The sequence below is a fragment of the Streptomyces sp. Tu 3180 genome, from assembly GCF_009852415.1.
Lineage (GTDB): Bacteria > Actinomycetota > Actinomycetes > Streptomycetales > Streptomycetaceae > Streptomyces.
Map to the genome: position 1 here is coordinate 8,237,503 of NZ_WOXS01000002.1, position 25,323 is coordinate 8,262,825.

At 71.8% G+C, this 25,323-nt stretch carries 23 protein-coding genes and 5 pseudogenes; 6 read left to right on the top strand and 22 right to left on the bottom strand.

Translation table 11 applies throughout. From position 1 onward, the window contains the following. Window position 1: 1 nt before the first annotated feature. From GL259_RS36790 to GL259_RS36805, 4 genes are read right to left on the bottom strand one after another with little or no spacing between them, the layout of a single operon-like run. Entirely contained in the window at window positions 2-1,084 is a 1,083-nt protein-coding gene (locus GL259_RS36790; RefSeq protein ID WP_159538050.1) for a 3-oxoacyl-[acyl-carrier-protein] synthase III C-terminal domain-containing protein, read from the bottom strand. Continuing rightward, window positions 1,081-2,262 carry a geranylgeranyl reductase family protein gene (locus tag GL259_RS36795; RefSeq protein ID WP_159538052.1) on the bottom strand — a complete coding sequence of 394 codons (1,182 nt, stop codon included), beginning with the start codon at window positions 2,260-2,262 and terminating at the stop codon, window positions 1,081-1,083. Before GL259_RS36795 ends, GL259_RS36790 begins: the two co-directional genes overlap by 4 nt. Beyond that, a complete protein-coding gene (locus GL259_RS36800; protein WP_208026573.1) occupies window positions 2,262-3,098 on the bottom strand; it encodes a UbiA family prenyltransferase in 837 nt (278 codons plus the stop codon). The genes GL259_RS36795 and GL259_RS36800 overlap by 1 nt, the downstream gene beginning before the upstream one ends. Next, entirely contained in the window at window positions 3,095-4,159 is a 1,065-nt protein-coding gene (locus GL259_RS36805; RefSeq protein WP_159538054.1) for an NAD-dependent epimerase/dehydratase family protein, read from the bottom strand. Before GL259_RS36805 ends, GL259_RS36800 begins: the two co-directional genes overlap by 4 nt. 252 nt (window positions 4,160-4,411) lie before the next feature. Between GL259_RS36805 and GL259_RS36810 the strand changes: the two are divergent. Then, window positions 4,412-4,706 (top strand): annotated as a pseudogene (locus GL259_RS36810) (transposase family protein); the annotation flags it as partial. A gap of 35 nt (window positions 4,707-4,741) precedes the next feature. Here GL259_RS36810 and GL259_RS36815 read toward each other — a convergent pair. From GL259_RS36815 to GL259_RS36825, 3 genes are all read right to left on the bottom strand, one after another. Beyond that, window positions 4,742-5,581: an alpha/beta hydrolase gene (locus GL259_RS36815; RefSeq protein ID WP_243762507.1), complete on the bottom strand. Its 840-nt coding sequence runs from the start codon at window positions 5,579-5,581 to the stop codon at window positions 4,742-4,744. Between the two features lie 108 nt (window positions 5,582-5,689). Beyond that, window positions 5,690-5,920, bottom strand: coding sequence for a hypothetical protein (locus tag GL259_RS36820; RefSeq protein WP_243762508.1), 231 nt, complete (start codon window positions 5,918-5,920; stop codon window positions 5,690-5,692). Window positions 5,921-6,349: 429 nt separating this feature from the next. Beyond that, window positions 6,350-6,712 (bottom strand): STAS domain-containing protein, encoded by a 363-nt coding sequence (locus GL259_RS36825; RefSeq protein ID WP_159538058.1) that lies wholly within the window; start codon window positions 6,710-6,712, stop codon window positions 6,350-6,352. Between the two features lie 204 nt (window positions 6,713-6,916). On the opposite strand from GL259_RS36825, the gene GL259_RS36830 reads away from it, so the two are divergent. Further along, window positions 6,917-7,357, top strand: a complete 441-nt coding sequence (locus GL259_RS36830) for an ATP-binding protein (RefSeq protein WP_159538060.1) — start codon at window positions 6,917-6,919, stop codon at window positions 7,355-7,357. Between the two features lie 55 nt (window positions 7,358-7,412). Here the strand turns inward: GL259_RS36830 and GL259_RS36835 are convergent. The 9 genes and pseudogenes from GL259_RS36835 to GL259_RS36870 form a co-directional block, all read right to left on the bottom strand. Next, window positions 7,413-7,514 (bottom strand): annotated as a pseudogene (locus GL259_RS36835) (Fe-S cluster assembly protein HesB); the annotation flags it as partial. A gap of 13 nt (window positions 7,515-7,527) precedes the next feature. After that, window positions 7,528-9,015, bottom strand: a complete 1,488-nt coding sequence (locus tag GL259_RS36840; RefSeq protein ID WP_243762509.1) for an FG-GAP-like repeat-containing protein — start codon at window positions 9,013-9,015, stop codon at window positions 7,528-7,530. A 149-nt stretch (window positions 9,016-9,164) separates the two neighbouring features. Next, window positions 9,165-9,359: pseudogene (locus GL259_RS36845) on the bottom strand (IS5/IS1182 family transposase); the annotation flags it as partial. 55 nt (window positions 9,360-9,414) lie between these two features. Next, entirely contained in the window at window positions 9,415-9,591 is a 177-nt protein-coding gene (locus GL259_RS36850) for a hypothetical protein (protein ID WP_159538066.1), read from the bottom strand. A gap of 1,033 nt (window positions 9,592-10,624) precedes the next feature. Continuing rightward, window positions 10,625-10,852: a hypothetical protein gene (locus tag GL259_RS36855; protein ID WP_166461416.1), complete on the bottom strand. Its 228-nt coding sequence runs from the start codon at window positions 10,850-10,852 to the stop codon at window positions 10,625-10,627. Between the two features lie 320 nt (window positions 10,853-11,172). Next, window positions 11,173-11,403: pseudogene (locus GL259_RS39215) on the bottom strand (ATP-binding cassette domain-containing protein); the annotation flags it as partial. A 482-nt stretch (window positions 11,404-11,885) separates the two neighbouring features. After that, a complete protein-coding gene (locus GL259_RS39585) occupies window positions 11,886-12,029 on the bottom strand; it encodes a hypothetical protein (RefSeq protein WP_347814640.1) in 144 nt (47 codons plus the stop codon). Then, on the bottom strand, window positions 12,023-13,417 hold the full coding sequence (locus GL259_RS36865; RefSeq protein ID WP_347814641.1) for a pentapeptide repeat-containing protein: 1,395 nt from the start codon (window positions 13,415-13,417) through the stop codon (window positions 12,023-12,025). The genes GL259_RS39585 and GL259_RS36865 overlap by 7 nt, the downstream gene beginning before the upstream one ends. Before the next feature lie 98 nt (window positions 13,418-13,515). Beyond that, window positions 13,516-14,295, bottom strand: a complete 780-nt coding sequence (locus tag GL259_RS36870; protein WP_159538070.1) for a hypothetical protein — start codon at window positions 14,293-14,295, stop codon at window positions 13,516-13,518. A 418-nt stretch (window positions 14,296-14,713) separates the two neighbouring features. On the opposite strand from GL259_RS36870, the pseudogene GL259_RS36875 reads away from it, so the two are divergent. After that, window positions 14,714-15,913: pseudogene (locus GL259_RS36875) on the top strand (IS110 family transposase). A gap of 178 nt (window positions 15,914-16,091) precedes the next feature. Here the strand turns inward: GL259_RS36875 and GL259_RS39440 are convergent. Further along, a complete protein-coding gene (locus GL259_RS39440) occupies window positions 16,092-16,226 on the bottom strand; it encodes a hypothetical protein (protein ID WP_279578645.1) in 135 nt (44 codons plus the stop codon). Window positions 16,227-16,465: 239 nt separating this feature from the next. After that, entirely contained in the window at window positions 16,466-16,990 is a 525-nt protein-coding gene (locus tag GL259_RS36880; RefSeq protein ID WP_159538072.1) for a hypothetical protein, read from the bottom strand. A 243-nt stretch (window positions 16,991-17,233) separates the two neighbouring features. On the opposite strand from GL259_RS36880, the gene GL259_RS36885 reads away from it, so the two are divergent. The 3 genes from GL259_RS36885 (at window position 17,234) to GL259_RS38055 (ending at window position 20,575) form a co-directional block, all read left to right on the top strand. After that, on the top strand, window positions 17,234-19,480 hold the full coding sequence (locus GL259_RS36885) for a helix-turn-helix transcriptional regulator (RefSeq protein ID WP_159538074.1): 2,247 nt from the start codon (window positions 17,234-17,236) through the stop codon (window positions 19,478-19,480). Between the two features lie 12 nt (window positions 19,481-19,492). Next, on the top strand, window positions 19,493-20,050 hold the full coding sequence (locus tag GL259_RS36890) for an XRE family transcriptional regulator (protein WP_159538076.1): 558 nt from the start codon (window positions 19,493-19,495) through the stop codon (window positions 20,048-20,050). A gap of 378 nt (window positions 20,051-20,428) precedes the next feature. Continuing rightward, window positions 20,429-20,575: a hypothetical protein gene (locus GL259_RS38055; RefSeq protein ID WP_208026574.1), complete on the top strand. Its 147-nt coding sequence runs from the start codon at window positions 20,429-20,431 to the stop codon at window positions 20,573-20,575. Window positions 20,576-20,601: 26 nt separating this feature from the next. Here GL259_RS38055 and GL259_RS36905 read toward each other — a convergent pair whose 3' ends face one another. From GL259_RS36905 to GL259_RS36920, 4 genes are all read right to left on the bottom strand, one after another. Further along, the gene (locus tag GL259_RS36905; protein WP_159538078.1) at window positions 20,602-21,432 is read right to left on the bottom strand and encodes a DUF1684 domain-containing protein; all 831 of its coding nucleotides are present in this window, start codon (window positions 21,430-21,432) and stop codon (window positions 20,602-20,604) included. A 492-nt stretch (window positions 21,433-21,924) separates the two neighbouring features. Continuing rightward, entirely contained in the window at window positions 21,925-22,062 is a 138-nt protein-coding gene (locus GL259_RS39220) for a nitroreductase family protein (protein WP_243762510.1), read from the bottom strand. A gap of 93 nt (window positions 22,063-22,155) precedes the next feature. Then, complete coding sequence (locus GL259_RS36915) at window positions 22,156-23,352, bottom strand: homoserine O-acetyltransferase (RefSeq protein ID WP_243762624.1); 1,197 nt, start codon at window positions 23,350-23,352, stop codon at window positions 22,156-22,158. Then, window positions 23,349-24,710, bottom strand: coding sequence for a bifunctional o-acetylhomoserine/o-acetylserine sulfhydrylase (locus GL259_RS36920; protein ID WP_159538080.1), 1,362 nt, complete (start codon window positions 24,708-24,710; stop codon window positions 23,349-23,351). The genes GL259_RS36915 and GL259_RS36920 overlap by 4 nt, the downstream gene beginning before the upstream one ends. Between the last annotated feature and the right edge of the window lie 613 nt (window positions 24,711-25,323).

Genomic DNA, 25,323 nt, shown 5'->3' on the forward strand with positions numbered 1-25,323 from the left:
CTCATCCTCCCGGGGCGCGCAGGAGCACGAGTTCGGAGCAGAAGCCCGGGCCCAGGGCGAGCATGAGCCCGTGGGAGCCGGGCCGCGGAGGACGGCCGGCGAGCGTGTCCGCCAGGACGTGCAGCACCGAGGAGGAGGACAGGTTGCCGATCCGGCGCAGCGAGTCCCAGGTCGCCCCCAGGGCGTCACGCTCGATCCCGAGCACGTCCTGCAGCGCTTCCAGGACCTTGGGACCGCCCGGGTGCGCGACGTACCAGCCGACGTCGTCGTTGGTGAGGCCGTGGTCGGCGAGGAAGCCGCGGACGTCGTCGCCGACGTACCGGCGCACCAGGTCGGGGACCGAGGAGTCGAGCACGATCTTGAACCCACCGGAACCGACGTCCCAGCCCATCGTGCGTTCCGAGTCGGGATAGAGACGACTGCGCGAGGCGAGGACCTCGGGGCGGGCGGGGTCGTCGGACCGTGCGAGCGGATGCCCGGAGCCGACTGCGACCACCGCCGCTGCGCCGTCCCCGAACAGGCCGCTCGCCACGAGATTGGCGACCGAGGTGTCCTCGCGCTGGAGCGTGAGCGAGCACAACTCGACCGACATCAGCACCGCGACCCCCTCCGGGCAGCCGCGCAGCAGGTCGTGCAGGCGTGCGATGCCGGCCGCACCGGCGACACAGCCGAGGCCGACCAGGGGCATGCGCACCACGTCGGGACGCAGCCCGATCTCCGCCGCGATCCGGGCTTCGAGCGAGGGGACGGCCAGACCGGTCACCGTGCACGACACGATGAAGTCGACGTCGGTCGGCGTGAGGCCGACGTCCTTGAGCGCGCTGACGATCGCGCGACCGCCCAGCTCGACGCCCATCCGGATGAAGACGTCGTTCGACCGGCCGAAGTCCCCGAGGCGGGCGTACTCCTCCAGCGACAGCACGGTGTGCCGGGTCTCGACGCACATGTTGCGGTGGAACCGCTCGACGACGCCGCGGTCGACCGCACCCTCGACCAGCGCGCCGGTGAAGGACTCGGTGATCTCCTCCTGCCGGTGGCAGTGCTCGGGCAGGACACCGCAGACACTGAGGACGCGCATGGTCATGCTGGCTCCTGAGGTCGGCCGGCCGGACGGACGGGTGTGAGGAACGCCCGGCCGAGGCCGAGCGCGACGGTGGGGGTGAGCCGGCCCCGGGCGAGACCGAGTTCGACGAGGTCGTCGAAGACGCGCCGGTCGGCGGCCGAGGCCCGCAGCCCGGCCTCGACGACACCGGTGGTACGGGCGAGCCGGGCGGCCAGAGCGGTGTGGCGCAGGTGGGGCAGCAGGATCCGGCGGGTGACGCGGGCGTACCGCTCTCCCGTCCGCTCGGGCCGTCCCTCACGCAGGGCTGCGGCGGCGGAACGACCGGCCGCGATCCCGGTGGCCACGGCGTGGTGGATGCCCTCCCCGGTCAAGGGGTTCACCAGGCAGGCGGCGTCGCCCGCGAGCAGCACGCGGCCGGCCGGAGGGCGCCAGCGCGCCGTCGAGAGCGGCAGGAGGTGCCCGGCCCAGTCCTGCCCCTCCCCGGCCGCACCGGGCAGGAGCGCCTCCAGCCGCTCGAACAGCTGGGCACGGGTCGGTGCCGGCCGGTCCCCGTGGAGGACCTCGCCGTACCCGACGTTCGCGTGACCGTCACCGCAGTCGAAGGACCAGGCGTACGACGGCTGATGGCGGGTGCCGAACTCGATGACCTGTGCGCCGCGCCGCCCGGGTGCGACCGGGGCGTAGCCGCGCAGCGCCAGGGCCAGCGGACCGTGGGACCGGCCCAGCGCGCGTCGGACGACCGAGTGTTCGCCGTCGGCGCCGACCACGACCGCGGCGCAGACCTCCCCGTCCAGGACCACCGCGTCGGTGCGCTGCCGCAGATCGCGGACGCGGTGCCGCAGGAGCCGGGCGCCTGCGGCGACGGCCGCGTCGACCAGTCGGGCATCGAGGATCCGGCGCGGCACCACCCACGCCGGGCGGGCCATGCGCCGCTCGGCGACCAGGCCGCCCCGGCCGAGACGGAGGCGCTCGACCGGGACCCGGTCGTCGACGAGACCGGTGACGCCGACCTCGGCGAGGAGGTCGAGGACGTGTGGGGCCACCCCGTCGCCGCAGGCTTTGTCCCGCGGGAAGTCCGCCCGGTCCACAAGGGCGACGCGCAGGCTCGCGTCGGCGTGCAGCGCGCCCAGGGCGGCGGCGGCGCCCGCCGGTCCGGCGCCGACCACCGCGAGGTCCCAGCGAGTGGATGCGGGCGCCATCAGCCGGCCGCCACGAGCAGCACGACGTCGAGCAGGGCGACGGCCACCGCGGCCCGGAAGGGAACACGGCCGCGGGCGGCCGACGTGAGCACCACGAGGACCGCCACCAGGGCCAGGACCGCCGGCGCCCATGCCGGAGGGGGCCCGGCGGGCCCCAGCACGGCCAGCAGTGAGGCGGCGGACAGCAGCACGACGGCCAGGATGCGCGAGCGGCGCTCGCCGATCCGGTGCGGCAGGCCGCGGACGCCGGTGCGTTCGTCGTCGGCGAGGTCGGGCAGCGTGTTGAGCAGGTGTGCCCCGACACCGAGCGCGGCTCCGGCGCCGGTCATCCACAGCGGCGCCCAGGCCGGGGCGGGGCCGGCGAGGGTGACGACCGAGGGCAGCGTCCCGAAGGCACTGGCGTACGGCGCCCACGACCACCAGGTCGCCTTGAGCCCCAGGTTGTAGGCGTGGCCCGCGCCGGCGCCGAGGACGACGTTGACCAGCGCGCTGCGCCAGCCGGCGAGCGCGGACAGCACGATGCAGGCGAGTCCGGCCACGGCCAGGGCGCGCACCACCCAGCCGACCGGGAGGGCTCCGGTGACCAGCGGTTTGCCGGTCCGGCCGACGGCGCGGTCGCGAGGAAGGTCCCGCAGGTCGTTGCCCCAACCGATCGTGAGCTGGCCGGCGAGCACCGCCGCGGTGACGACGGCGGAATCGAGCGGGTGCAGGTCGCTGCGGAGCGCGAGCAGGCCCGCGATGGCGGCGACCGCCAGGGCCGGCCCGCCGTGGGCGGCGGCGAGCAGCGCCGGCACGGGCGGCGGCCCGGGGCGCGTCGGTGCTGCGCCGGTGGTCACGGGCGTCGCCGCACGGCGACCGGCCCACGACGGACCGCGTCGCCGAGCGCTCCGAGGACGGTGCGCGGGCGCAGCACGGGCGTCCGGCCGGACGCGGCCCCCCTCATGCCCTCGAGCACCTCGGCGAGCACCTGCGGGCCGTCCTTGGCCGGGGCCCAGTCGAGCTCCGTGCGCGCGCGGGTCGTATCCAGCATCGGGAGCGCGAAGCCCATGTCGAGCCACCCGGTGTCGACCGGTTGCAGGCGCGCGTGCCAGGCGGCCGACATGACGGCGCGGACCACGGCGGAGGGCACGTGCACCAGCCTGGCGCCGAGCGCGTCCGCGATGACCGCCGCGGTCACGGGCGTGTCGGCGGCCAGGTTGAACGGACCTGCCGCGCGCCGGTGCACCACCGTGACGATCGCCTCGGCGACGTCGTCGGTGTGAACCATCGGGATGGTCAGCCTCCGGTCCATCGGCAGGACCGGCAGCAAGTCGAGCACCTTGGGGGGCACGAGGGCGGGCACGCCGTACCGCAGGAGAGCGCTGCCGGCGGCGCGCTGCCCGACGATTCCCGGCCGAAGGCGGGTGACGAGCGTGCCGGCGCCGGAGGCCTCGTGCCGGTCGAGGAGACGTTCGGCCGCCGATTTGTGCCGGCTGTACTGCGAACTGCGCACACCCCCGGTGGGCCAGGACTCGTCGACCGGACGGTCGTCCCTCTTCGGTGAGTAGGCGCCGACCGAGGACATGTGAACCAGGTGCGGGACGCCGGTGTCGGCGACGGCCCGGAGCACGCGGCGAGTACCGCCGACGCCGAGCTCGGTGAGGTAGGCGGGATCGTGGGACGGCTGGAAGCCCCATGCCAGGTGGACGACGGCGTCCGCGCCGGTGAACGCCTCGACGAGCGTGCCGTGGCAGGCCTCGACGCTGAGGTCCGTCGAGCGCCAGTCGACCCCCCGGCTGTCAGGGCCCTCGGGTGGCCGCCGGGCCAGACCCACCAGGTCGTGCCCGCCCTCGGCACGCAAGCGTTGCACGACGACAGAGCCGATGTTTCCGGTCGCCCCGGTGACCACGATGCGCATGCAGGATGGGTTGCCCCGTCGTCTCTCCTCCCACACGGGGCACTCCGGCATCCGGCGGACACCGGCGTCACCCGGCCGGTGCACTGCGCAGGTGCGCGCCCTTGGGGATGGGGCTCGTGCAGCCGCTGCTGTCGGTGAGGCTCGCGTGCAGGCCCTCCATCGACGGCTGACACCCGTACATGCGGACAGCACCGGCTGACGCCGCATCGCGACGGACGGTCAGTCAAGGACACCGGCCGGTTGGCCGACGCTGTCACCGCCGTGACCGGCCTGCTCGCCGACAGACCCCCGGGTCTTCTCGAGATGCTGCGCGAACACGATCCCGAGTCCGTCCTTCTGGACGGCACCCTCGCCGAGTGCGACCGCGTCGGACAGCCGCACCGACTGCTCCGCCAAGCACCGTCGCCACGGCGTGGACATCCAGGTCGACACCGATCCGGACGGCGAGGTGCCGTGGGTCTCGCCCGCGCTGCCGGGCCGTAGCCACGACTTGACCGTTTCCCGCACCCACAAGACCATCCGAACCTGCGAGCGCCGGGGCGTCCCGGAGAGGCAACGCTGAAAAGGCTCAGTAGGACCGGTTCACTCGTGGCCGGCAGTCACGGAAGGGTCCTTCCGGTGCGCCCAGTCCAGCGCCTCGACGATGAACCGGGCGAGCGTGCGGGGATCCTGGGCGTGGGCGAGGTGCCCCTGCCCCGGCATCACGCGCACGCGAGCACGGGGCATCGCCGCCGAGATCCGGGCGAACGGTTCCCCGTACGGGGGGAGCCCTTCGTTGTCGCCACCGAGCAGCAACGTGACGGGCATGGGAAGGCTCCCGTAGCCCGGCAGTTCGACCGCGTGTTCATTCAGCGCCGCCAACTCCCGGGCCAATGGCGCCGCGAGCGGCCGTAGTGCCTGCCACACCGGGCTCCGGCGCAACTGCGTGACGTACTCGGCGGAGAAGCCGGACACGTCCCGGTTCACGACCTCCACGGCCCGGTCCAGATCGCCTGCCTCATCAGCCTGCCGCAGCGCATCCAGTGCCTGGAGACCGAAAGGGCGCATCACCGGCTCGTAGAGCGTCAGCGAGTGGACGCCGGCATGCCGCCTCGCGGCTTCCAACGCGATGAGGCCACCGTAGCTCCAGCCGAAGACGTCCACTCCACCACTGCGGTCGTCATCCGTACCGAGTTCGTCGAGCACACGGCACAGGTCCTCGACCTCAGTGCCCACCGAATAGTCATCGCCCAGCGGGCCGCTGGGCCGACGGCCGCGCCGGTTCAGGACATATACGGGCTGATCCGTGGACAGTGCGTCCACCACAGGCTGCCATGAAGCGGCATCGGCCATGACTCCCGGCACGAGCAACAGCGGCCTGCCCTGCCCACTGCGGTGGCTGAGTGCCAGAACCACGCCGTCCCGTACCACCTGCACCAACACCCAGAACCCCTTTCGCGGTCAGGGACACCGAAAGACCTTACCTCCCCGGCGAACCGCTCCGGGATCGGTGGGGGCGGGGGTGTCCAAGGGCTGTCCCGTGAGTGACGTTCAGCGATCGGCGGGGGCGGAGGAAGCACAGCGGTAGTTCTTCCCGAGGCAGAGACGCAGGACGGTCGCCGGCCGGCGGCCTTCCTCGATGTGCTCGTGACGCAGCGTGTCGCCGCCCTCGTGTGCCCGCTGATCGGTGACGGTCTCCGGGCGGGGCAGGATCGCCGCGCAGCCGGCGGGGGAGAGGTCGTCACCGCCGACGTCCGGGGGATGGAGGAGTGGCTCCAGCACGGTGGACACCTCGCTCCACGGCCGTTCGCCACCGAAGCCCCACATCTCGGGGAGGGTGAACCCCTCCGCCCGGGCCGGGCGCCGCCGGAAGGCAGCAAACCTCTTCCAGCACGAAGGAGTCCGCGCACGGGTCGCTGTCACCGGCCACGGCCGCGACGGGTCAGAGGACGTACTCAGCCAGCCGCAACAGGAGGAAACGCCGGCTCCCGATGCGCTTCCGCCCGCCCGGCGACAGCAGCGCCGCCACCCCTCTGCAGCCCCAGGAGGCAGTCGGAGCTCCGCTCCACCTGCTCGGGCGTCAGTGGTGTGCGAGACGGGACCGGATACGGCATCGAGGTCTCCTCGCGATGGCTGACGCGCGGATCGGCGTCGTCCCCGAGGGGCCGTCCTTTCGACTCGTGGAAGCGTGCGCCTTTCGAGGGGAGTGGTTCAGTCGTTCAGGGCGTGGTGCACGGTGGGGTGGCAGGGGATGACGGTGTCGATGCCGACGAGTTCCATGACGCGCAGCACCGGGCCGTGGGCGCCGACCAGGTGCAGCCGGCCGTCGGTCTCGGTGAGGGCTTGGTGGGCGGCGATGAGGACGTTGAGGCCACTGGAGTCCATGAACGACACGCCGGACAGGTCGAGCACGGTGCGTGGTTCCGTGGCGTGTTCGGAAGGGACCAGCTCCCGGTAGAGAGCGTCCCGGTGGGTGTGGTCGATTTCGCCCCGCAGGGTGACGATGCGAACGCTGTCAATCGTGCTGATGTCGATCGACAGGTCAGATCGTGCTGCTTCATGGGTATCCGTCATGGTTCCTCGACTGCGCTCGCTGGTTCGGACTTCGGATGGTGACGTGCACCTGCAGCCTGCCATGAGAGTCAAGGGTTTCCACCAGTACGGTCCATACCTCGGAACGGACGGTGCATGTGAGGCGTCCTCGCGGGTAAGCGCGCGTATGTGAATGGGGGAGCGGTAGTGGACCCAGTGGAATCGGCACCGGACAGCGGGGGCGTGATGCCCGATGCCATAGAGGACGTACTTGCTCTGGACGGTGACAGCTCGTGCATCGCCCGGGCCCGCCACCGCGCGGTGGACTTCCTCACCCGTGTCCAGGCCGAGTACGGCATGCCGGTCTCTGCTCGCGCGATGGACCTGACCCAGTTGGTCGTCAGTGAACTGGTGACCAATGCCCGCAAGTACGCACCGGGTCCGGCGATGATGGAGCTGCGGATCGCTGGGGACCTGGTGGAAGTCGTGGTGTGGGACAGCGATCCGGTCCTGCCGGTGGCCAGGGCCGCGGATGCGGGCCGGGTCGGCCAGCACGGCCTGGAGATCGTCATGGCCGTCGCGCAGGGCTTCGAAGTCCAGCGCGAGCTGGTCGGCAAACGCATCACCGCCCGCATCGCCCTGCCCGACGACCCCGTCGGCACCCTCACCGGTTGCCGCCCCCATTGACGTTCCCCCGGGCCTAGGACCCGGGAGAACGTCCATCCGTCGAAGCCTGCGGAGTCAGCAGCACGCCGGCCGGCGCGGCGAGCGGGCTGCAGTCGAGGAGCTCGTCGGCCTCGGCGTCCTGGAGCAGGTGGAGCGTGACGTTCGGGGCGCTGATCATGCCCCTGCCCGCGTCAGTTCTCCACGTGAGGGCTGGTGAGAGCGGCGCCGAAGTAGCCCTTCATGCCGCGTACGGCGATGCCGGCGCTCTTGCCGCACAGGTTGACCGAGCCGTTCAGGAGGGGGCCGGATGCCGAGCCGCGGGCGACCCAGAGGCAGCCGTCGGAGTTCTCGGTGGGGGCGCCGACGACCGTCTCGGCTTTGCCGTCCTTGTTGAGGTCGGCGAGGTGGACGGCGGTACCGAACCCGTCGCCGCTCTCCGCGGTGCCGGGGACTCCCGCGGTGTTCTGGGTGTAGCCGGCCGCCTTGGCCGTCGTCAAGCCGGAGGCCGAGCCGCGCAGAAGGACAGCGGTGCCTGCCGAGGCGCGCGACCCGACGGCCTCCTCGGGGGAGCCGACCAGGACGTCGGCGTAGCCGTCGGCGTCGACGTCGCCGACGCTCAGGGACTGGCCGAACCAGTCGCCCCACTCCGCGGTGCCGGGGACGCCCGCCGTGTCCTGGTGGAAGACCTTCGGCTTCTGCCCGGCGGTGATGCCCTGGGCACCGCCGTAGAGGACCTGGATCTCGCCGCCGCGGTGGGCCGCGGGGGTGGGTGCGTTGAAGTGGGAGTCATCGCCCGCGATGCCGGTGACGAGGTCGCCGTAACCGTCGCCGTTGAGGTCGCCGATCTGCCCCGCGTGGCCGTCGGCGTACGGCAGCTCGACGCCCCGGTTGACGAGCGGGTCCTCGGTGTCGGGGGCGCCCGTGTCGAGGGTCACCGGTCCGCGGATGTCGCCGTCGGTGGGACCGGCCAGGTAGAAGCGCTCGGCCCTGCCGTCGCCGTTCACGTCACCCATCACCACGCCACGGGCGTTCTCCCGCCACTCGAGGTAGCGGGCAGCGGCCTGGCCGGTGCGGGTGAAGGGGCCGCTGTAGGAGGCGATGGTGCAGCCCGAACCGATGCCGACCTCCGGGGCACCGTCGCCGTTCATGTCGCCGGTGGCGATGGACATGCCGAAGCGGCAGTGGATCCTGCCCTCGCCGTACCCGGCCGGAGGGGCGATGTTCGCGCCACCCTTCAGTCCGTTCGGCCCGCCCCACACCACGGTCACGGAACCCCGCGACTCGACACCGCCGACGTCCTCGCCCGGGGCGCCGACGAGCAGGTCGGCATAACCGTCCCGGTCCAGGTCGGCGCTGGCCACCGTCCTGCCGAAGCGGTCGGACTCCTCGGCGGTGCCGGGGATCCCGGTGGTCGCCTGGGTGATGACCGTGCCGCGGGTGGTGCTCACCGAGGACGCGGAGCCGTAGAGCACGACGACCGAACCGGCCTCCTCCACCGTGCCGTTGGCGGCGGCGGGAGCCCCGACGGCCAGGTCGCGGTAGCCGTCACCGTTGAAGTCGTCCTGCACAGCCGCAGTGTTGGCGCCCTTGTAAGGGGAGGCGGCGGACGATGTCACCGGGGTGAGGGTGACGGCGACGGAGGTGGTGAGCACGGCGGCCGCCGTGACTGCTCTGCGCAACGGAACTCCTTGTCTCGGACAACGGATGTCCCCCATGACATCCGAGCTGTACGAAAGGTTGTACGTTCAGGCGCACCCGTACCCCGGCGCGTTCACCCGCTGCGTCGGCACACCCGGGTCCTTGCGGAGGTACGAGGTCAGGGCCCGAGTTGCCGCATGGTGAGGTTCGTTCGCCCGTACGCGGCCACCAGCAGGATGCGGTCTTCCAGGGACAGTGCCCACGGTCGGCCGCCGGTGGGCCTGCCTCCGCCCCGGCGCCGTACGAGCCTGACGCGCTTGCGGAACTGCCGCCCGTCCAGTCCCGCGAACAGGCCCACCCCCTGCGGCTCAGCCGCCGTCACCACCGTCCCCCGCCAAGATCATCACATGCCTGAGCAGGGCTTACGGGACGCCGTTTAGTCACTTCGGCAGCGGCCAGGGCTCGTGGCCGCTGAGGTCGGCGTCCGCTTGGACTTCGTGGAAGTCCAGTCCCAGGTGGATGCTGCCCGCCCGCTCCCCGGGCATCTGGTGGCCGATGTGACGGAGGTCTCCGGTGCCAGAGTCGCTGGTGAGGTCCCAGTCGGCGGAGTAGTGCATGACCGGATCACCGCTTCCTCCCCGCCGCTCCCGAAGCGGCCGGCCGTCGCCGCGACAATCTCCCGCATCAGACCGAGCCCCTCCTCACGGACCGGGACCGGCAGGCCGGTCAGCACGGTGCCGAAGCGGTGGCCACGGGCGCGCAGGCCGTCCCCGACCCGGTCCGCGAACGCCTGTGCGTACGCCTCGTCACGATCCGGCATGGCCCGGGTGCCGGGTGTCCGGCCCGTCTCGCGGGCAGCGGCCATATCCGCCAGGCCCCTGGAGCGCGGCGTGCGCTCCTGCTGCCCGCCGAGCCGGTCGGCGAGGGCGCAGGCGGTATCGCACAGGGCCGTGTCGCCGGGTTCGGCCACGAGTCGTACACGGCCCTGGCGAGGTTGAGGACCGGCCCGATGCTCTCCTCCCGGGGGACGGATCCGCCGGCCGGGTCCTCGACCGCCCGGGCGGGGCCCTCCCGGACGGATCCGACCCGAGGGGGCGCGACCTGGTCCTCGCACCTGCCGCATCCGGAACGCAGCACGGCGCCGGCCGTGGCACGGTGCGACGACGTCCACGTCCCTCTCGGCGTCAGGCACCGGTTCCCGTTCCGTCCCGCCGTGGACGGACCACCAGCCCCGGCACACCCGGTGGCGGGCACACCGGGACGGTGATCACGCGCCCTCGGCCCGTACGGGCCGAGGGCGCCGCAGCCAGGTCGGCCCGGAGACGGCCCAGAAGCGGGATCGTGCCTTCGGCCTGTGGTCGTCCCAGTGGCTGAACACGTGAAGGCCGGTGCTCCGGCCCGCGAACCGCTGGGCTTGCCGGCGTGATGTCGGCATGGTCGGGCAGCAGGCTGCACAGAGGCGTCCGTCGATCAGTCCGCCGAGGTACCGGATTCGGCGAAGGCCGTGCCGGAGGGTGCACATCAGGTGATCGGGGCCGGTGTGAAGGCGGGGCTGGCACGGCTGTTGCCTGATCGGCAGGCCCGTGGACGCCGTGAGGGCCGCCGGCCGCAGTGCGGGTGGCGGCCCTCGGCCGTGCTCCGTCGAACTGTTCAGGCCACCACGATGACTACGACGACGTTGTTGTTGAGGTCGTCGTGGAAGTGACAGTACTGGTCCTGCGAGCCGTAGCGATCACACGAGTCATGGCTGGCCTGGCTCGGAAGACTGGCCGGGGCGGCTGCCGAGGCCGTACTTGCCGCGCCGATCGTGGCACCACCGGCCATCAGAACCCCGACGGCGGAGGCCGTGAAGAAGCGCCTCACACGTTGTGCATTCATGATCTGACTTCCTTCCATCCCTCGCGCGTCGTCGATGCACGAGACGATGGCCGCGTCCGCTGCGGGAAACCTGCGGCGCGGTCGTGGATGTTACCGCTTGGTCAGGTGGGCAGGGCCTCGCTGATCGGCGGAGGGTGCCCGGAGTGCGGCTCTCACCCATAAAGGCTAGGCGCCCCTCCCGGATGCCGCTCCTCCAGGACCGCGAGCGGAGCCCGGCCGGGGCGCTCCGATCGATGACCGCTTCGGCACCTTCCGGCCCGGGGCGGCCGGCATCGCCCTCCACCGGACCTCCAGGGTCCGTCTTCAAAGATCACTAGGTGGAGGACGCCGGACAGCAGCTGCAGCAGTGCCGACTTCCCGGAACCGTTGGGGCCGAGCAGCCCGGTCACGGAGCCGGGCCGTGGGGTGAGGGTGACGCCGTCGAGGAGCAGCCGCCCGTCGAGGGCGCGGCTCACGCGGTCGGCGGCGAGGGTGGGCGGCTCGGCGGACGGTTCCCCGGCAGGTGCCCGTCCGGCCGGTGCCTGCCCGGAGCCGGGCGGCCGGGCGAGTATCGTCCACCGGGGAGGCGTGCGCTGTGCGCCTGCGCACGGATCGCCCGTGCTCGATGATCAGTGAGGTACGGGCGACGGCGGCGCCCGGTATCACGTGCCGCACCGCCGTCTCGGCCGCCTTGTGGATACCGCATCCCACGGCGACACCGCACGGAGTGGGCTCCGGTCGGCCGTATGCGACATCGCGAGTTCCATCTCGGTAACCGGGCTGCGGCCGCCGGGGTCGGTATTCCGTCGGAATACGCTCCGGCATCCAGGTGCCACGTGCGGCAGAAGGCACAGACCTCCGGTCTCCGCCTTCTGGCCGTTCAGTAATTTGCTTCGCTCCGCCACGACTGTTGGGCCGCGCGGAAGAAGACGGTGGGCGATGCGGTGGCCTCGGCACTGAAATCTTCCGTGCGGCGCCTGGGGCCGGTGCGACCACACCGGTCATCCTGGGTGGCGGTGGTGTCCCTGTCTCCTCTGCCGTAGGCAGGCGACAGTCAGCGTTTGACGCGGCTGCGGACGGCGAGGACGGCCAGGCCGAGGAGAGCGGGTTCGGCCAGCCGGGAGGCCATCTCCGTGTAGGTGCCGGTGGTGGTGAGGTCTTGTCCGGAAGAGCGGAAGACCACCGAGTTGATCACCACCCGCAGACTCTTCTCGAACCGTTCGATGGTGACGCGCTCGGCCAGCGGGCCGGTGGGGTTGACCGGGTCGGGGTGTCGGTGGTGAGGACGACTTGCTGTCCGACGGCGGCCTGGCGGCCGGTGGTGGTCGGCTTGGGGTCGTCGACGGGCAGGCCCCACACCATCGTCACCGCGATCGTGACGGCCATCGCCGCCACCAGCCAGGCCAGTGCGCGGGTGGCGCGCAACCCGTACCCGGACAGGGCCCAGTAGATCCTCAGCAGCGCGCGCTCACCCCGGGACCGGGTGGCGTCGTGGCGGCGCATCTCGCATTCGCCGTAGTAGAAGTCGGCGGCGTCCGGCTCGTTCTTGCCGTCCTCCAGCGACTTGCGCAGCTGTCGGTACAGCGCCGCCACAGCCGCCGGCTTCAGATCGGGAGCGTCCTGCGGCGGGCAGGCCCAGCCCAGGGCAGTGGCCCGGCCGGGGTGGTGGGCGGCACGCACCCGCCAGTGGTGCTCCTCGGTCAGCGTGTTGCGCCGGCTCCACCGCCAGGGGAAGCGCCGGCTCCAGCCGGAAGGGGTGGTGGCGAAGGTGCACCAGCCGTCGACCTTCAGCTGATCGAGGTGGACAGCGCCGGCGAACCGGCACCTGCCCAAGTCGATGTCGTGCAGTGCCAGGTGTGCGGCATCCACTCCGCCCACCGTGCTCAGGCGCACGCCGGGCTCCAGACCGGACAGCTCCGTCTCAGGCAGCAAACCAGCCGATGCGGACAGGGGGAAAGGGGTGGGGCGGGCAGCGACCAGCACCGGGTACTCGAAGACCGCATCCCTCAGGTCCAACTCGGCGTAGCGCAGGTGCAACGTGGCGGTCGACGCCCACCGGGTGCGCGCACAGCTCACCTCACGGGCGGCGATCTCCACCGTCACCGGCTGCCGGAACACCGCACCGTTCAAGATCACCTGCTTACCGCACGCCAGCGGTCCCAGGTGCGACGCCGTTTCGAACTCCGCCCCGCCAAACCTGGCGTCACCGGAGAAGGACGCCCCGCCGAACGCGGCGATGTCGGAGAAGGACGCTCCGTCGAACTGGGCGTCGCCGGAGAAGGACGCCTCGCTGAACCGGGCGACGCCGATGTGGGGCGTGCCGGTGATGGGGTCGCGTAGGGCGGCGAGCAACTGGTCCAGCAGTTCAGCGGTGAAAGGGGTGCCGCGGTGGTCGATGTTGGCGCCGGGTGACAGCGCTGCGAGGTAGGCGGCACGGTCGACGTCATTCAGGTGGGCCAGACAGGCGGTGTGGTCACCGACGCGGATGCCGCGGGAGCCAACCGGATCGGCCGGGGTTGCGCCGTGGCCGCAGTGCGGCCAGGCCGGCGGCGTGCTGGACGGTGGTGGGGATGCAGCGGTACTCACGCCCCAAGGACGTGCCGGTGTCGTCGATCGGTTGCCGGATCAGGTGGCGGGTCCGCAGTAGCAGATGAGGGCGCAGGCGGCGATGTCGTCGCACACGCTCAGCCGGCCGAAGTGTTCTGTGCCGCCTCGCGTGCTTCGGTGAGGGCTCGCTGCCTGAGGTTGCCGCCGAACAATCGAATCGTGGTGGCGGCCAGGATGTCATCCCTGCCGATGGTCCGCCTGTCCCCCCTGCGGGTGGACAGGGTCCGGAGGGAATCCTCGAGGAACGGGGGCGGGGCCGGTTCGCCCGACATCACCAGGGTGACCGTACCGAAACGCTTGACCCCGCCCTCGCGGACGATCATGGCCGCGTCCCGGGCGAGGTCCGTCAGGAACACGCTCGCGATTCCGTCCAGGTCGCGGACCATCGCTGGGACGGCCGTCGCCCCCTGGCTCCGCAGCAGCTTCTTGACCCCAGCCTCGAACCTGTGGGCGCCGGCCACAGCACTCGGTTTGCGCGACCTGCTGCGCTTACGAGAAGGCACGATGACACCCTCGGCGTCGTACAGGACACCGGTCAGGCCCTGGAACGTCGGGCTGTGGTCGTACCACTTGTTCCCCACCTCGAGCTCGGCGTTCCGGTCGATCGCCGAGAGAAGGTCCCCGGGAATCAGCTTCTTCCGGGCTTCCTCCGCCGCCGCTCTCCTCGCGCCGTCGATGATCTCCGTCAGCACTGTCCGCGTCACCGACGCGGCGGCCCACGCGGCCGACCGGGAGACGTGCATCGGGGTCACGTCCCTGAACACCGCTTTGACGAGAGAAGGCTTGAACGGCGAGACGTCCATGACCGAGGCGGTTTCGGGACCGCTGCGCTTCGGGCGTGCGGGCTGCGTGGTCATCGGAAGAAACGCTCCCTGTTGTCGGAGTCATCAGGGGCCCATACTTCACCACGCAGACCCGCTCCCTTCCCTCACCCTCCGCAGAAGCGGCACCCGGTCAAGGGCCTGAGGGGCACATCCCGACGGCTTGGCCGATGATCAGCCACCTCCCGCACGCTCCCGTACCGTGGCACCTGCGTCCCCCCATTACCTTCTTGGTGGCCCCGCAATGGGGCGCCCGGCCTTCGGAGTTGGCATGACTTTCTCCCCCTGCCGAACGCATGGCCTGGGGGGTGGTGTCACCGGCTCCGGAGGCATCGACAGACCGCTGATTAAGGGCATGGCCACCGGCCTTTCCGCAGGTCGGGAGGCTCTTCGTCATGTGGATGTGGCGATCGGTGCCGTGGGACGGCCGGGCGGGGACAACCGGAGGAAGCACGTGATCGACGTCAGCGACATCGGCGTCTTCCTCGGCCTGGACGTCGGCAAGGGCGGACATCACGCCACCGCCGTCACCCCGGCCAGGAAGAAAGCCTTCGACAAACGGCTGCCCAACAGCGAACCGAAGCTCCGCGAGGCCTTCGGAAAACTGCAGGCCAAGCACGGGAGCGTGCTCGTCGTGGTCGACCAGCCGGCCTCGATCGGCGCCCTGCCGCTGGCAGTCGCGAGGGACATGGGCTGCCCGGTCGCCTATCTGCCCGGACTTACGATGCGGCGGATCGCCGATCTCTATCCCGGTGAGGCCAAGACTGACGCCCGCGACGCTTCGTCATCGCCGACGCGGCCCGCGTCATGCCTCACACCCTCCGCTCGGTCGAGCTCGAAGACGAGACCGTCGCCGAGCTGGAGATGATCGTCGGCTTCGACGACGACCTGGCCGGGGAGGCCACCCGATCAGCAACCGCCTGCGGGGCCTGCTCACGCAGATCCATCCATTGCTCGAGCGGGTCCTGGGTCCGCGAGTGCAGCATCCGGCAGTGCTCAAGCTCCTCGACCGGTTCGGCTCGCCCGCCCAGATCCGCAAAGCCGGACGGCGCCGGCTCGTGACGCTGATACGTCCGAAGGCACCGCGGACGGCCGAACGGCTGGTCGAGGACATCTTCACCGCACTGGACGAGTAGACCGTCGTCGGCCCGGGCACGGACGCGGCCGCACTGATCGTTCCAGCCTCGCCGGATCGCTCCAAGCAGTGCTTGACCAGCGAAAGCTCCTCGCCACGAGGATCGAGGAACTGCTGGAGTCCCACCCTCTTTCCAAGGTCCTGACGTCCATGCCGGGGATCGGCGTCAGGACCGGAGCACGCATCCTCATCGACGTCGGCGACGGATCCAGCTTCCCGTCCGCCGCCCACCTTGCCGCCTATGCCGGTCTCGCCCCGGCGACCCGCAGTTCGGGCACCTCGATCCGCGGCGAACAACCCTCCAGACGCGGAAACAAGCAGCTCAAACGGGCCTTCTTCCTCTCCGCGTTCGCGGCCCTGGCCGACCCGGTCTCCCGGGCCTACTACGACAAGAAGATCAGCCAGGACAAACACCACACCCAAGCCCTCCTCTGCCTCGCAAGACGACGAGCCGACGTGCTCTTCGCGATGCTCCGCGACGGAACCTTCTACGAACCCCAACCCGCCCCAACAGGTTGACGAAACCAATAGGGGCCCCCGCGTCACACCAGGCCCGCGGGGCGACTTCCGGCCGCCCGGACCGCCTGCCGCTCCGGATCGCCAGCCGCCGCGGAACACCCGCCGGGTCGGCGCCCCGGTCAGGCGCCGGCCCGGCGGTTCGCCGCCGTCGAGGTCCGTTCCCGGAGCCTGGCTCGCGTCAGGACGGCTCGGCGTGCGCGTTCGCCGTGCACCCGGCCCGGTCCGCCCCACGGTGCGCCCCGGCCTCCCCGAGGTACCAGGTCGACCACAGCAGCAGGACGAGGAAGACGGCGGGCAGCCCCGGCAGCAGCACCCTCTGCCGCGTCGATCCCTCACCCCGGACCGGATTCAGCCACAGGCAGAAGGTCGGGCCGCCGCACCGCCCGCATGCACGGCCCCGAGCTGTCGCGACCGACTGACCGGACCCATCGTCACCCTTCCGGGCCGTGTCCTCACGCGTTGCCCTGCCGCTACCTCCGCCACGCGAGTTCACCGCTTCGAAAGGCCGCCGGCTTCGGGGACTCGCCCACCGTCCCCGCCCTCCCCGGCCGCTCACTCCTGCCGCAGGGCCTGGCGCATCCGGCGGAGGCGGTCCAGGGAGCGGCGGCGCATCCACAGGACCCAGGAGCACAGCGCGACCATGCCGAGCGCGAAGAGAAGGGGGAAGACCACGGACCCGCTGACGGCCCCCAGGACGACCATGCCGACCGCGACGAGGCCCATGGCGCCGAGCCAGTACGGCAGCCACTTGCCCGCCCGCTCCATCTGGCCGAGCTGCTCGGCGACCAGCCGTCGCACGGCCGCCTGCTCCTCGGGGTCCTGCGGCACCTCATGGTGCCGGATCTTCCGGTTCAGATCGGCGAGCCCGTCCGCGTCGGTGCCCACGGCTCGGGCGGCCCGGCGGCGCTGGACGGCCAGGACCGCGATGGCGACCCCGGTGTAGAGAGCGCTCTGGAACACCCAGACAGCCGGGTGCTCGTCCTTGCGGAACAGGGCTGTGACGCCCAGTCCCAGGAGGAAGACCAGGGTCGCCTGCGCGGTCAGACTACGGTCGAGTAAGCGCTTGAGCGAGAGCACAGCGCGGACCTCCTCGAAGGGGAGTCGGGACAGTGTCGTCGCCTCCCGGATACCCCGCGTTCTCCCGCTCATCGAGGCCGTGCGCAGCCGTGCTCACCGACGGCGGCCGGGCACGCGTCCGGACGGGTCGACGGCCTCCGGTGTCGGCCGCGCTGCTCTGAATCGGCTTGTACGCAATTCGTACGGTAAAAGTGCGCCTTTCGTTCGGTTCGAGGGGGTAGGATGTCGGTCGGGAGGTGTTCCATGTCCGAGTTGTTCGAGGCGGTCGACGCGCTGGTGGCGTCCCGTGCTCCGTTGCCGCCGGCGCAGGAGCGCAAGCGGCTGCGTCAGGCCCACGGGCTGACGCTGGAGGAGGTGGCCGCCGCGCTGAAGGTGCGCCGGGCGACGGTGTCGGGCTGGGAGTCGGTCAAGAAGACGGTCGAGCCGCGGGGCCCGGAGCGTGAGGCGTATGCGCGGCTGCTGAACAAGCTCGCGGAGCTCTACCCCGCGCCCCCGGTACCGGAGGAGTCAGCCGCCCCGACGGCAGCAGCCACCTTCACCGCCGCGCCCGGCCCGGCGGAAGCACAGCCTCTGCCCCCCGGCCCGGCGCCCGCCACCGCGGCCACGACCGCAACCGGGAACGCCCGAATCAGCCCCGACTCTCCCGCTTCTGTCCCGGCGGCCGCGTCGCGTCCGGCGCGCACCGCCAGGAGCACGTCGACGTCGCGCCGCCCCGGCGCACGGAAGGCGGCCCCGGCCCGCACCCCGGCGGGCGGTGCCGACCCGCGCTTCGAGAACGGGCCGCTCGCGGTCGTCGACGTCGACGCCGGGGGACAGGTGCTGGCGTACTGCACCGGCGGTCTGGTCCTGGACGTGCCCGCCAAGAGCCTGCCGGCCCTGGTGGAGTGGACGCTGCAGGAGGCCAGGCTCGGGCAGCCGAGGCTGTCCGGCCCGGGCAAGGACGCCGACCCGCTGCTGGTGCTGACCGAGGCCGTGCTGCAGCGCTACGGCCTGCCCGTGGCCCTCACCGAGGAGGAGCGCCTCGCCGGGCGCCTACCGGAGGGCCACAAGGCCGTCAGGCAGCTGGCGCGCGCCGACTGGAAGCTCACCAAGCGCGGCCTCGGGCCGTGGGCGCGGATCTACCGCCCCGCCCAGGGCTCGGAGCGCAACTGCGTACAGCTGTGCATCCCGTCCTGGCACGCGCTCGACTCCCGCCATTGGGGCAACGCCGCACAGCTTCCGCCGGCGGACCTCGCCCGCGTCCTCGGGGTGTACGCCTCCCGGGTGATGACGCCGCGCGGCTCCACCGCCGTCACCGGCCTGGAGCTGATGACCGCGCTGCACCCGCCGACCCGCGCCTCCGAGCCCGACGCGACGGGCAAGCGGCACTCCGCGCACAACCCCGGCAGCCTGGGCAGGGACCCGGTCGACTGCGCCCCGTGCGAGGCCCCCGACGGGCACCCGCTCCTGGCGGACCTGCCGCGCTTCCACGTCCGCGGCCCCGGCGAGAAGCTGTTCGAAGAAGCCTACGACTGGGCGCGGCCGATGACGGACGCCGAGTGCACCCTGCGGCACCTGGTCGGCATCGACGTCAACATGGCCTTCGCCGCCGGCGCCAACGGCCTGAACGTCGGCCTCGGAGCCCCGACGCACGTCACCAACCCGGTCTTCGACCCGAAGCTGCCCGGCTCCTGGCTGGTCGACCTCTCCCACGTCGGCCTGTCGAGGGTGAAGGTCGGCAAGGAGTGGGTGCAGCTGGAAGGCGACCTGCTGCCCTCTCCGTTCACGCCGAAGGGCGAGCGCCCCGAGGGCCCGGCCTGGTACGCGACGCCGACCGTCGCCTACGCGGTGGAGCTGGGCTACGAGGTGCGCCCGCTCGAGGCGTACGTCCGGTACGACAACGGCCGCTACCTGGACGGCTGGTACCAGCGGCTGCGCGACGCCTACCTCGCCACGATGGCCGACCTCGGCGTCCACGCCGACATGGAGCCGGCCGACTTCCTGGCGGCGATGGACGGCTACCAGGAGCGCGACCCGCAGCTGGCGATCGTCGCCTCGGCGATCAAGGCGACCGTCAAGGGCGGCCTGGGCAAGCTGCGCGAGCGCCCGCGCGGGGAGGGCTGGCGGCCCGGGCAGCCGTGGCGCGCCCTTGCTCGCCCGACGTGGCGGCCGGACATCCGCGCGGCCGTCATCTCCCGCACCCGCATCAACCTCCACCGCAAGATCGTCAAGCACGCGGCGTTCACCGGCCAGTACCCGGTCGCGGTCCTGTCCGACTGCGTCGTCTACGCGTCCGACGGTGAGAGCCCGCTGGACTTCCTGCCCTACCGCCAGGGCAAGCCGCTGCCCGGCGGCTTCAAGCTCGGCGTCAACCCCGGCCTGGTCAAGCACGAGGGCACCCAGTCCGTCCTGTGGGGTGAAGAGGTCCGCGAGCGGTTCGACGCCCCCGGCCTCAACCTCGCCCGCTACATCAAGGACGGCACCGTCACCGACGTCGACAACGGAGAGTAGGAGGGGGCGACGATGAGCCTGTTCGGGGACGGCCTGGACGCCGCGGTACAAAAAGCCTTCACCCGCCCGGCGCCCAAGAGCGCACCCGCCCAGATGCGCTACCTGGTCAAACAGCTCAAGAGCACCAAGGAGGTCGCCCAGATGCTGCGCATCTCCCAGCGCACCGTCGAACGGTACGTGAAGGACCAGATCAAAAAGCCCCGCCCCGACCTCGCCGCGCGCCTGGAGCGCGAGGTGAAGAAGCGCTGGCAGCCGCAGATCCGCGCCAGGGCCCGGCAGAGGGCGGCCACCACCGGCGGCATCGTCCTCGACACCCGCGCCCGCCTCGGCTACACCGCGCCGATCGGGTCGACGGACGAGTCCCGCATCCGGCACCTGACCGTCGCCCTGCCCCCGCAGCACGCGGCCCGCCTCTTCGACGCCCAGCAGGCCGGCGCCGGCGACCAGCAGCTCCAGCAGATCGCCGCCGACGCGCTCAAGGAGGTGTACTTCCAGGACGGCGGCCGCCGCGCCGGCAGCCTGGAGGAGGTCCGCTTCACCGACATCGAGCACCTGGAGTTCGACCTGTAGCAGCCGCCTCCCAAGTACCGCTCACAAGCTCATCGGTGAGCCGAAGCACGACAGTCGTCCCAAAGGCAGGTGCGTTGTCACCAAGACCGATCGCAGGGCAGGCCCGCGTAGGGCCGCGGTGCTTCGAGCGCCGCAGTTGTCGTGAAGAGTCCTCCCGCACGCTTCTGCGGATCCTGCGGTAATCCGCTTGAACCACAGTCGGATGGACGTGGCAGGCTTGGGCGGTGATGGCCGAGCTGGCCCCCGCTTTCTCGCCTGGGGCGATGTGGATCCCCCCGTCATTTCTTCGACGGAGCGTCGGCGCCACAGGTGGTGCGGTCGCTCGGGCCTGCTCGGAGGGTGCCCCACCGCCCCGACATCCCTCTTGCTGACCCGGCGATGAGTGCCTGGGACCGGGACGAGGGAGAGCCCTGGGCCGACGCCGTGTCGCATGCCCTCAACGCCCCGGACGGCGGCGGGGACGAACCGGTGGCCCCGTCGCGTGACGGCGCGGCGGAGGACGTACGCGCCTTCGAACGACAGTGAGCGGATCCGGGGGAGGGGCGAGGTGCTCACCGCCCGGCCGGCTTCCGCTCGTGGGGGATCTTCTCACCGGCCTCGATCGCGACCGGGAGCCGGTTCTCGGCCGGCGGCAGCGGGCACGTCGCGAAGTCGGTGTAGGCGCACGGCAGGTTGGTGGCACGGTTGAAGTCCAGCACCACGGTGCCGTCGGGCCCGGGTGCGTCGACCTGCAGGGCGCGGTTGGCCGCGTACGTGGTCACACCGGAGGTCGCGTCGGTGAACAGCACGAGGAGGCCGCCCGGTGTGCTTCCGTTGAAGGCGGTCAGCCCCAGTGTCAGGCCATTGGTCCGGAAGCGGATCCTGCCGGGTGCGTCGTAGACGTGCTGCAGCCCTTCGACGGCGGCGCCCACGGTGGTCGGCCGCGGTTCCGGGAACGGGGTGTACGTGCCGGTGATCACCCAGCGCGGGTCGGGCGCGTACGCGGGCGTCCCGTTGAACGCGGTGCGCAGCGGGTGCTCCGGGTGCCGCGGGCGGATCAGATCGTTGCCGCCGCGCTTGGCGACCTCGATCATCGCGTCTCCCCAGAAGGCGTTGGCGCCGCCGCGTTCCGGGATGACGCCGAAAGCGTGCCGTCCGCGCACCGCGGTGCCGTCGACGACGAGCTCCTCCCCCTGGTCGAGCACGACGGTGACGCCGTCGTCGCCGGTCGACCAGGTGCCGGGTGCGTCGGGGAAGCGCTGGGGGTCCGAGGCCAGCCAGTGCAGGCCGGTGACGGCGAGGAATCCGTGCTCATGGGCGAGCGCGGCGTCCCTCCGTCGGTGCCACGCCTCCCATTCCGCGACGAAGGCGTCGGTGCTGGTGGAGGAATCCTGGACGGTCATGTGCACTCCTGCGGAATACGGTGCTGATGGCCAGAGCGGTACGGGGGCAAGGGCAGGAAGGTGAGGTTCAGGGGCCGGCCGGGAGCGGATTGCCCCAGCCCTGAGCGAAGGAGGACGCCGCTCACGGGCGGCGCTCCCGCGGTCGCGCAGCTTTTGCGGGAGGAGGTCCGCCGCGGCCAGGGCCCCTGCAGCGGTGACGGAGAGCGGCCGGTAGCCGTCCGGAACACCCAGCGACGTGCGCAGCCCTTCGGGGTCGAAGCCGGCCACCTGATGGGCGTACGACCCCAAGGCGTGTGCCTGCAGGACCAGTGGGGAAACCGCCGGTCCGGTGTCGTGGGCGGCGCCGTGGTGCGGCACGCCGTTCCCGAGGTGCTCCGGCACCATCGCCGCGACCAGCGGCGAACTGTTCCCCGCCCACAGATGGTTGCCGGGTACGAGGGTGACGGGGATCCGCCGGTACGTCGTGCCGTCGCGCCGCCCGACCAGGAAGCGTCACGGCTGCGGATTGTGGGCGGAGGGCGCCCAGCGGGCCGCCTCCAGCAAGGAGGTCAGCTCTTCGTCGGTGATCATGTGCGTGACGTCGAACGAGCGCGGGCTCCGGCGTTCGGCGAGCAGCGGGTGGACAGCCACGGCTGAGTCCGCGGTGCGAGGCGACATACGCGTTGTCCTCCTTCGACGGATGGGGCGCCTTCTTCTCGGTGCCTGCTGAAGGCCGAGGACCCGTCAGGGAAATGGGCGGTGATGTCCTGACTCCGGTGCCGATGGCGGAGGATCCCTGTGCACGAGCTCGCCCACGAGTGCGGCCACCTGCTCCACCTCGATCAGGAATCCGTCGTGACCGTAGGGGGATTCGATGAGCCGCAGGTGATCCGCCGTGGCGATGCCCGCCGCCAGCTCCGCTTGCTGGGACGGCGGGTAGAGACGGTCGGAGCCGACCCCGGCCACGAGGGTCCGGGCGGTCACCCGGCTCAGGGCGGCCCGCACTCCGCCGCGCCCGCGGCCGATGTCGTGGCTGTTCATGGCGTCGGACAGCACGACGTAACTGCCCGCGTCGAAACGGCGCGGCAACTTGGCCGCGTGATGGTCGAGGTAGGACTCGACCTGGTACCGGCCGCCGCTCCAGGGGTCCTCCGTGCCCTGGGGTGAACGGCCGAAGCGGACCTGGAGTTCCGGCTCGCTGCGATACGTGACATGGGCGATCCGCCGGGCCAGGCCGAGTCCGGCGTGCGGGCCCCGGCCGGTGTCGTGGTAGTGGCCGCCGTGCCAGAACGGGTCGGAGCGGATGGCGTGCAGCTGGATGTTGGCCCAGGCGATCTGCTCGGCGCTCGCCGCGGCCGTCGTGGCCAGAAGCAGGAGCGCGCCCGTCCGTTCGGGATGCGACACCGCCCATTCCAGGGCTCGCATTCCGCCCATCGAACCGCCGACCACCAGGGCCCACCGGTCGATGCGCAGCGCATCGGCCAGGCCGGCCTCGGCCGCGACCTGGTCACGCTGTGTCAGGAACGGGAAGTCGCCGCCCCAGCGCCGACCGAACGGGCCCGGAGAGGACGGCCCGGTACTGCCCTGGCAGCCACCGAGCACGTTCGGTGCCACGACGAACCAGCGGTCCGTGTCGAGTGCCCGCCCGGGGCCGATGAGGCCGTCCCACCAGCCGGGGGTGGGGTGACCGGGCTCGGCGGGACCGGCCGCATGGCTGTCGCCGGTGAGGGCGTGCAGCACCAGCACCGCGTTCGACCGGTCCGGCGCGAGCCGCCCCCAGGTCTCGAACGCCAGGCGTACCCGCGGCAGTTCACCACCCGCCTCCAGAGCGAGCGGCTTCTCCCGCTCGTACCACTGACGACGCCCGGGCGGGTCCCCCTCCCGCCAGGCCCCGGAGGCCGGCGGGAGGGGGACCTGGGACGGCGTCAGTATGGTGTTCAGGACGCGCCCTTCGCCGCGCGGAACCCGGCCTCCAGGTCCGCCTTGAGGTCGGCGAGGTTCTCGATGCCGACCGAGAGGCGCACCAGGCCGGGCGAGGTTCCGGTGGCCGCCAGCTGTTCCTCATCGAGCTGGCTGTGGGTGGTGGAGGCCGGGTGGATGATGAGGCTGCGTACGTCGCCGATGTTGGCGAGATGGCTGAACAGCTCGACGGCGTCCACGAACCGCTTGCCTGCCTCGATGCCGTCCCGCAGCTCGAAGGAGACGATCGCGCCCGCGCCGCGCGGGAGGTACTTCTGCCCGGCCTCGTACCAGCGGCTGGACGCAAGGCCCGGGTAGTGGACGACGGCGACCTCGTCGCGCTGCTCCAGCCACTCGGCGAGCGCCAGCGCGTTCGCGGAGTGCCGCTCGATGCGCAGGCTGAGCGTCTCCACGCCCTGCAGGAGCAGGAAGGCGGAGTGCGGGGAAAGGGCCGGACCGAGGTCGCGCAGCAGCTGCACCCGCAGCTTGACGGCGTACGCGCCCGGGCCGAGCGCCGGCCAGTACCGCAGGCCGTGGTAGCTCGGGTCGGGCTCGGTGAAGCCGGGGAACCGGTCGGCGTGCGCCCCGAAGTCGAACGTGCCGCCGTCGACGACGACCCCCGCGATGGCCGTGCCGTGACCGCCCAGGAACTTGGTCGCCGAATGCACGACGATGTCCGCGCCGTGCTCGATCGGCCGCAGCAGATAGGGAGTCGGCACGGTGTTGTCCACGATCAGCGGCACGCCCGCCCCGTGGGCGACGTCCGCGACCGCCCGCACGTCGAGGACGTTGCCGCGGGGGTTGCCCAGAGTCTCCGCGAACAGCGCCTTGGTGTTCGGCCGGATCGCCGCCCGCCAGGCCTCGGCGTCGTCCGGGTCGTCCACGAAGGACACCTCGATGCCCAGCTTCGGCAGCGTGTGCCGGAACAGGTTGTACGTGCCGCCGTACAGCGAGGTGCTGGAGACGATGTGGTCCCCCGAACTCGCCAGCGTCAGGATCGCCAGGGTCTGTGCCGCCTGACCGGAGGACAGCGCCACCGCCGCGGCCCCGCCCTCCAGCGCGGCGATCCGCTGCTCGAAGACGTCCTGGGTGGGGTTGTGGATGCGGGTGTAGATATTGCCGGGCTCGGCCAGTGAGAACAGGTCGGCGGCGTGCTGGGTGTCGCGGAACACGAACGACGTCGTCTGGTAGATCGGCGTCGCACGGGCCCCGGTCGTCGGGTCGGGTGCGGCACCGGCGTGGATCTGCTTGGTCTCGAAGGACCAGGCCGAGGTGTCGGGCCCGGCGGGTTCGTCGTCGGGGGTGTGACCGGCGGTGACGGAGTCGATGGGCTGGCTCATGGTTCTCCCTCGTGCGGGTACGGCGATGCGCGGAGCGCGGGAAGGGGAAGGTGAAGGAACCGCAGGCTGAGAGCACGCGCCCGGAAGAGGGCAGCGGTCAGCTCGATACGGTGGGAAAAGCCTGGTCGGACGCCGGAGGGCGGTCAGCTCACGGCGGAACAGCCCGTGGTGGTGACACGCACGTAGTCGACGTGGCGGCGGGTCACGAGCACGGTCATGGAGCCAGGTAACCACACAGGGGCGTGCGCGCACCAGCTCGAAAGGGGGGTGTCTCACCGATCAGGACGCACAGCGGACGGACGTTGCCGCGTGTGCTTCGAGCGGGCCGTGGAGACCACCGGCCGGGCGCACACGGCGCTGTCCGACCCGTTCCGGGTGAGCCGCCGCGCGGACCGGATCGACGAGGTGTGCTGCTGACCGTGGTTCGACGGCCCGCGACCTTGGCTCTTTTCCCTCTGCTGCCGCACACTTCACACAACTGGCTTTTCTCGTACGGCTATTGCGCTGCCATCGTGGTCGGTCGGCTGCTCCCGCCAAGGAACAACCCCATGGCCCACCCCACAGCCCTGCCCGTCATCGACATCTCCCGCTTCCGCGGCCCGGACACCGACCG